Below are 4,494 nucleotides of genomic sequence, written 5' to 3'. Positions count from 1 at the left end.
GTGATGGTCGGCTTTGGGTTTTCAGTGTTCGGTGTTTTGTTTTCAGTGCGGGTTGTGCCTGGTGGTGACGGGTGGGTTGGTTGTTCGCTGAAGGCTTCGCGCTGGTTCGGGACTGAAGTGTGCTGCTGAGGTGTGGGTGATTCTGATGCCGGGTCTATAGCGGTAGAGGGTTTCGGGATGTGTCTGCATCGCGTAGGTGTCACTTCTTGGAGTGACATCGTGCGGCGTGTTGGCTCGTGTGGCTCGTGGCGGGGTCAGTCTGCGTCTGACGGGTGGCGTGTCAGAGGGGCGGGCTGGTGGACGCAGGGGAGGGTTCTGGCTTGGGTGATGCGGTGGTTCGGGCTGGAGTGAGCCGTGAGAGTGCTGTGTGTCGGCTGCTCGTTCTGGATGGACGGGACGAGCTGAGTACAGCGCATGTGCGGTTGGTGGCGTCGGCGGTGGGTGTCTCGGAGCGCACGGTGTGGAACTGGCTGTCGGTGGCGCGTTGTGAGGGCAGGACTGGGCCGCGTCCGCGTCCTCGGTTCACTGTGACGCGGGAGATCCGGGAACTTCTTGCGCTGTGGGGTGGGAACGTCTCTGCAGTGCACCGGGAGCTCGTTGCCCGTGCGGCGAAGGCCCCTTCACCGGATCCGGTCCCGTCACTTTCGGTACTCCACCGTGCGGTCGTGCGGGATCTGTCGGCGGGGGAGAGGGCGGGGCTGCGGTCGGGCGAGGCAGGCCGCCGGCGGCATGACGTGTTCGGTAAACGCCCGCCTGTGTACCGGAACGCCTGCTGGGAGGGTGATCACAAGCGGGTTCCGGTCCGGGTGGACGTCGAGGGGCAGGCGGTGTGCCCGTGGGTGACGTGGTTCGTCGATGTGGCGACGAAGGTGATCGTGGGGGTGGCGGTCACTCCGCATGAGCCGGCCCGTGACGCGGTGCTGGCGGCGCTCAGGGCGGGTATCAGCCGCGCCGATCCTTACGGGCCGTTCGGTGGTCTGCCCGGCAGGGTGCGGGTGGACCGCGGAAAGGAGTTTCTTTGCCGTACGGTCGCGAGGGCGTTGGGTGGTTTCGCGGTGCCGGTGGAGGACCTGCCGGCGTATACGCCGTATCGCAAGGGCGCTATCGAGGCGCTGAACGGCGCGGTGGAGGAGATGTTCCTGGTCTCGCTTCCCGGTTACACCCGCCGCGCCCGGCCTGTGGGTGTTCAGCGCCCCGACGAGGTGGGCGAGCTGCTGTCCTTCGCGGACTTCGTCGAAGCGCTGCTGGGCTGGGTGCGCTGGTGGAACACCGGGCACCGGCCCTCGGGGCGTGCGTCGGGGCTGACCCCGATGGCGGCGTGGGAAGCGGATCCGACCCCGGTGGAGGACGTCCCCGAAGAGCAACTGGCGTTCTTCGCCCTGGAGGACGACGGCAGGGTGCGGAAGATCTCGACGAGCGGGGTGAGGTGGCGGCGCCGGTTCTACATCGCGCCGTGGATGGTCGGCCATGTCGGCACACGCGTGCGGCTGCGGTATCTGCCGCACTATGACGGCCAGATCGAGGTCTTCTCGGCCGAGCATCCAGACCACCATCTGGGGACCGCGTACCTGGCTGAGGAGGCGACGCTCGAGCAGCGCAGAGCGCTCGTGTCGGTCAGGGAGAAGAAGGCCCGCGCGTTGAAGGCCGATTTGAAGGCGGCGGAGAAGCTGCGCCGTACCCGCTACACGGCCACCACTACCCCGGATGTTCCTCGTCCGCGGCGGACGATCACCGGGCAGCAGGCCCGGGCGGAGATCGCGTGTGCGAAGGCGGCCGATCTGGCGGCCCGCGCGCTGCCGGACCTGATCCCGCCCCGGGACCCTCCCACAGGCTGGACTCGCCCCCGCCCCGCCTCCGCCGTCCGGCCACGCCCGGATACCGTGCCGCGCCCCCCGGCGCCCGATGACGCAGACGGCACCGTCGCTGCTTCGCAGACCGAGGAGTGACATTCGGATGGCTACCGCTGAACGCAAGGGGCGTCTGCCCGGGGAGCGGGATGATCACTTCATGCGTTTGCCGGGCGCCCAGATCGTCTCTACGCGGGCCTTGCTCACGGCGCGGGAGAACATCCGTGCCGCGATTGAGGCGAAGGCGATGATCTGTATCTACGGGCAGGCCGGCAACGGCAAATCCTTCGCGGTCAACGCCTCGCTGCGTGAGCTCGCACCGACACTGGCGCGCCGGATCCAGTTCCGGTCCCGCCCCTCCACCCGGGACCTGCGCCACGAGCTGTTCCACGCCCTGGGCCTGCCGGGCCGTCCGCCGGCGCATGCGATCGAGTTCGACCGCATGCTGCGCGGAGCGCTGGAGGAGCCGCGGGTTCTGGTCTGTGACGAGGCGCAGTGGCTGTCGAAGCTGTGTTTCGAGTACCTGCGCTACCTCTGGGACGACACCGCTTCCGACCTCACCATCATCTTCACTGGCGGCAACGGCTGTTTCGAGATGCTGCAGAGCGAGCCGATGCTCGAGTCCCGGGTCTATGCCTGGCAGGAGATCGGCCACATGCCCCTGGAGGAGGTCTGCACCGTCATCCCCGCCTTCCACCCCGTATGGGCCAAGGCAGACCCCGACCTGATCGCGGTCTGCGACCAGGAGGCCGCGCACGGAAACTTCCGGGCCTGGGCGAAGATCACCCACCACCTGGTGACCGGCCTGAAGGAGACGGGCCGCACCAGCGTGGATGAGGAACTGCTGCGCTGGGCCTACAGCAAACTCTCCCCCCGGCAGGCCGTCTGACCATGCTCAGCTGCGACAACCCGCCCCCGGTCACCGTCATCCTCGACCCCGGCGACGACCTGGTCCACACCCGCGCCGCCCTGGCCGTACACGCCCCCGAAGCCGGAAGACTCACCGTCCACCCCACTCCCGGCACCGACTCCAGTCTCACCCTGGCCTACGACGTCCTCGCCGCCCTGGACAAGCCCGTTCCCGTACCCGGCTACCGCCAGCTCGACACGGCCCCCGCCTGGAGCCTGGCGGCGGCCTGGATTCTCGCCACCAGCACCAGCCACCTGATGCTTCTGCGCGCCCACTTCCTCACCCCTCACCGCCTCAAGGCCTTGCTGCAGCTACGCCACCGCACCGGTTGCCGGCTGGCTCTGGTCTGCCACACACGCCACGTTCCCGCGCCTGTCGAGCGAGCCCTGGCCGACGTTGCCCACCATGTCGCGGAGGCGGCCGCTCTCCTACCCGCGGCAGAACCGCCCACCGCCACTCCACCGGAACCCGCCACGCGCCGGCCGTTGGCAAACCGGTGGCTCAACCTCCCCGCCCTGACCACGCTCTCCGCTTTCGACTCCGCATCCCACCCCTGCCAGTGCACGGCGCCCATGGCCGAGGACCGTGACTTCTTCGCACCCGTCCTCCCGGCTGTCACCGAGGCCGAGGTCGCTCATCGGCTGCACCGCGCCACCGCCCACCCTCACCTGGCTGCCGAGCTGGCCACCGCCGTCTTCACCGCGGCCTCCGTCACGCAACTGGCCACCGCCCACGTCCGCGACCTGGCCCCGGACGCCTCCACTCTCACTCTCCACGACGACGGACTGCGCCAGGGCTGCATGACCCACCACGTCCCCGCCTGGGCACGCCCCCTGCTGCTGGCCGCCGCCTTCACCTGGCGGCTTACCTCCGGAACCGGCGGCGCACTGTTCACCGACCCCCTGGGCAGCACCGGCCTGCCCTACCTGACGGACTTCGCCGAGAACTGCAAGCTGCGCCCTCCCCAGCCGCCCCGCCCCAAGCGGCGCAAGGGCTCACGGGCGCCGGCGAAGCCGCCGAAAACGATCTGGCCCTTCAGCCCCGCTCACTACGCCCTGTCCTGGGCGATGCGAGAGCCCGACCTCATGCAGGACTGCCCCCACCCGCCGCCTCACACGCGCCGAACGATCGAAGCGCACAAGAGAGGTTGGCCGCCTCCCTACTACGGGCAGCGCTCACTCAGGCCACCTCTCTGATGAGGCACCAGGAACAGCCTGTGTTCAGCTGCCGCAGACTGACGACATCTGACGTGGTCCACTGTCATCCTGGTGACGATCCCAGCGGGGCTCTGAGATGCGATCGGCCGGATCGATGGGGCACACCAGCTCCAGTCTCGATCCGCACACTACTTTGACGCACACCGGCAGAGACAGAGGGCTGCGGCACACCTTGGGCTGACGACGCTGGACCCTGACACACCATCACCTGCCGATTGCCGAGCGAACCGCCCACACCCCCTTGCCGCTGCTCGGGCCGTAGGCCCGTGGTGGGCCGCGCGGAGCGTGGCACACCTGGTGACGCGGAGCGTCACGGATGGCTGGAGCGCAGCGGAGGCCACCTTCGCGGAGCTGAGCTCCGCGCGCTCCGGGAGCGCAGCGAACGGAGCGTCACCCGGGTTGCGCAGCAACCCGGGTGAGCCGGACGCGTAGCGGACGGCTTGCGCTTCCGCGTAGCGGAAGCGCAACGCCCGGGCGCAGCCCGGGCGTTCGCTGCTCCGGGCGCAGCCCGGAGGGGCCC

Annotated in this window: 3 protein-coding genes; all 3 read left to right on the top strand. The window is 69.2% G+C overall.

What is annotated here, in order from left to right; all coding sequences use genetic code 11:
• Positions 1-365 precede the first annotated feature (365 nt).
• Genes KUM03_RS21690 through KUM03_RS21680 form a run of 3 tightly spaced genes read left to right on the top strand, consistent with a single transcriptional unit; the run spans position 366 to position 3,953 of the window.
• Complete coding sequence (locus tag KUM03_RS21690; RefSeq protein WP_374225362.1) at positions 366-1,946, top strand: Mu transposase C-terminal domain-containing protein; 1,581 nt, start codon at positions 366-368, stop codon at positions 1,944-1,946.
• Between the two features lie 7 nt (positions 1,947-1,953).
• Positions 1,954-2,736: an ATP-binding protein gene (locus KUM03_RS21685; protein WP_217250947.1), complete on the top strand. Its 783-nt coding sequence runs from the start codon at positions 1,954-1,956 to the stop codon at positions 2,734-2,736.
• A 2-nt stretch (positions 2,737-2,738) separates the two neighbouring features.
• Positions 2,739-3,953 (top strand): hypothetical protein, encoded by a 1,215-nt coding sequence (locus KUM03_RS21680; protein WP_217250946.1) that lies wholly within the window; start codon positions 2,739-2,741, stop codon positions 3,951-3,953.
• Positions 3,954-4,494: the final 541 nt, after the last annotated feature.

It is taken from the genome of Streptomyces sp. AC602_WCS936 (assembly GCF_019049125.1).
In the GTDB taxonomy this organism is placed as follows: domain Bacteria; phylum Actinomycetota; class Actinomycetes; order Streptomycetales; family Streptomycetaceae; genus Streptomyces.
This window is presented reverse-complemented; position numbering and strand designations above follow the sequence as displayed.

Coding starts and splice junctions, on each gene's coding strand:
- KUM03_RS21685 (WP_217250947.1), top strand. CDS start 1,954: ATGGCTACCGCTGAACGCAAGGGGCGTCTGCCCGGGGAGCGGGATGAT.
- KUM03_RS21680 (WP_217250946.1), top strand. CDS start 2,739: ATGCTCAGCTGCGACAACCCGCCCCCGGTCACCGTCATCCTCGACCCC.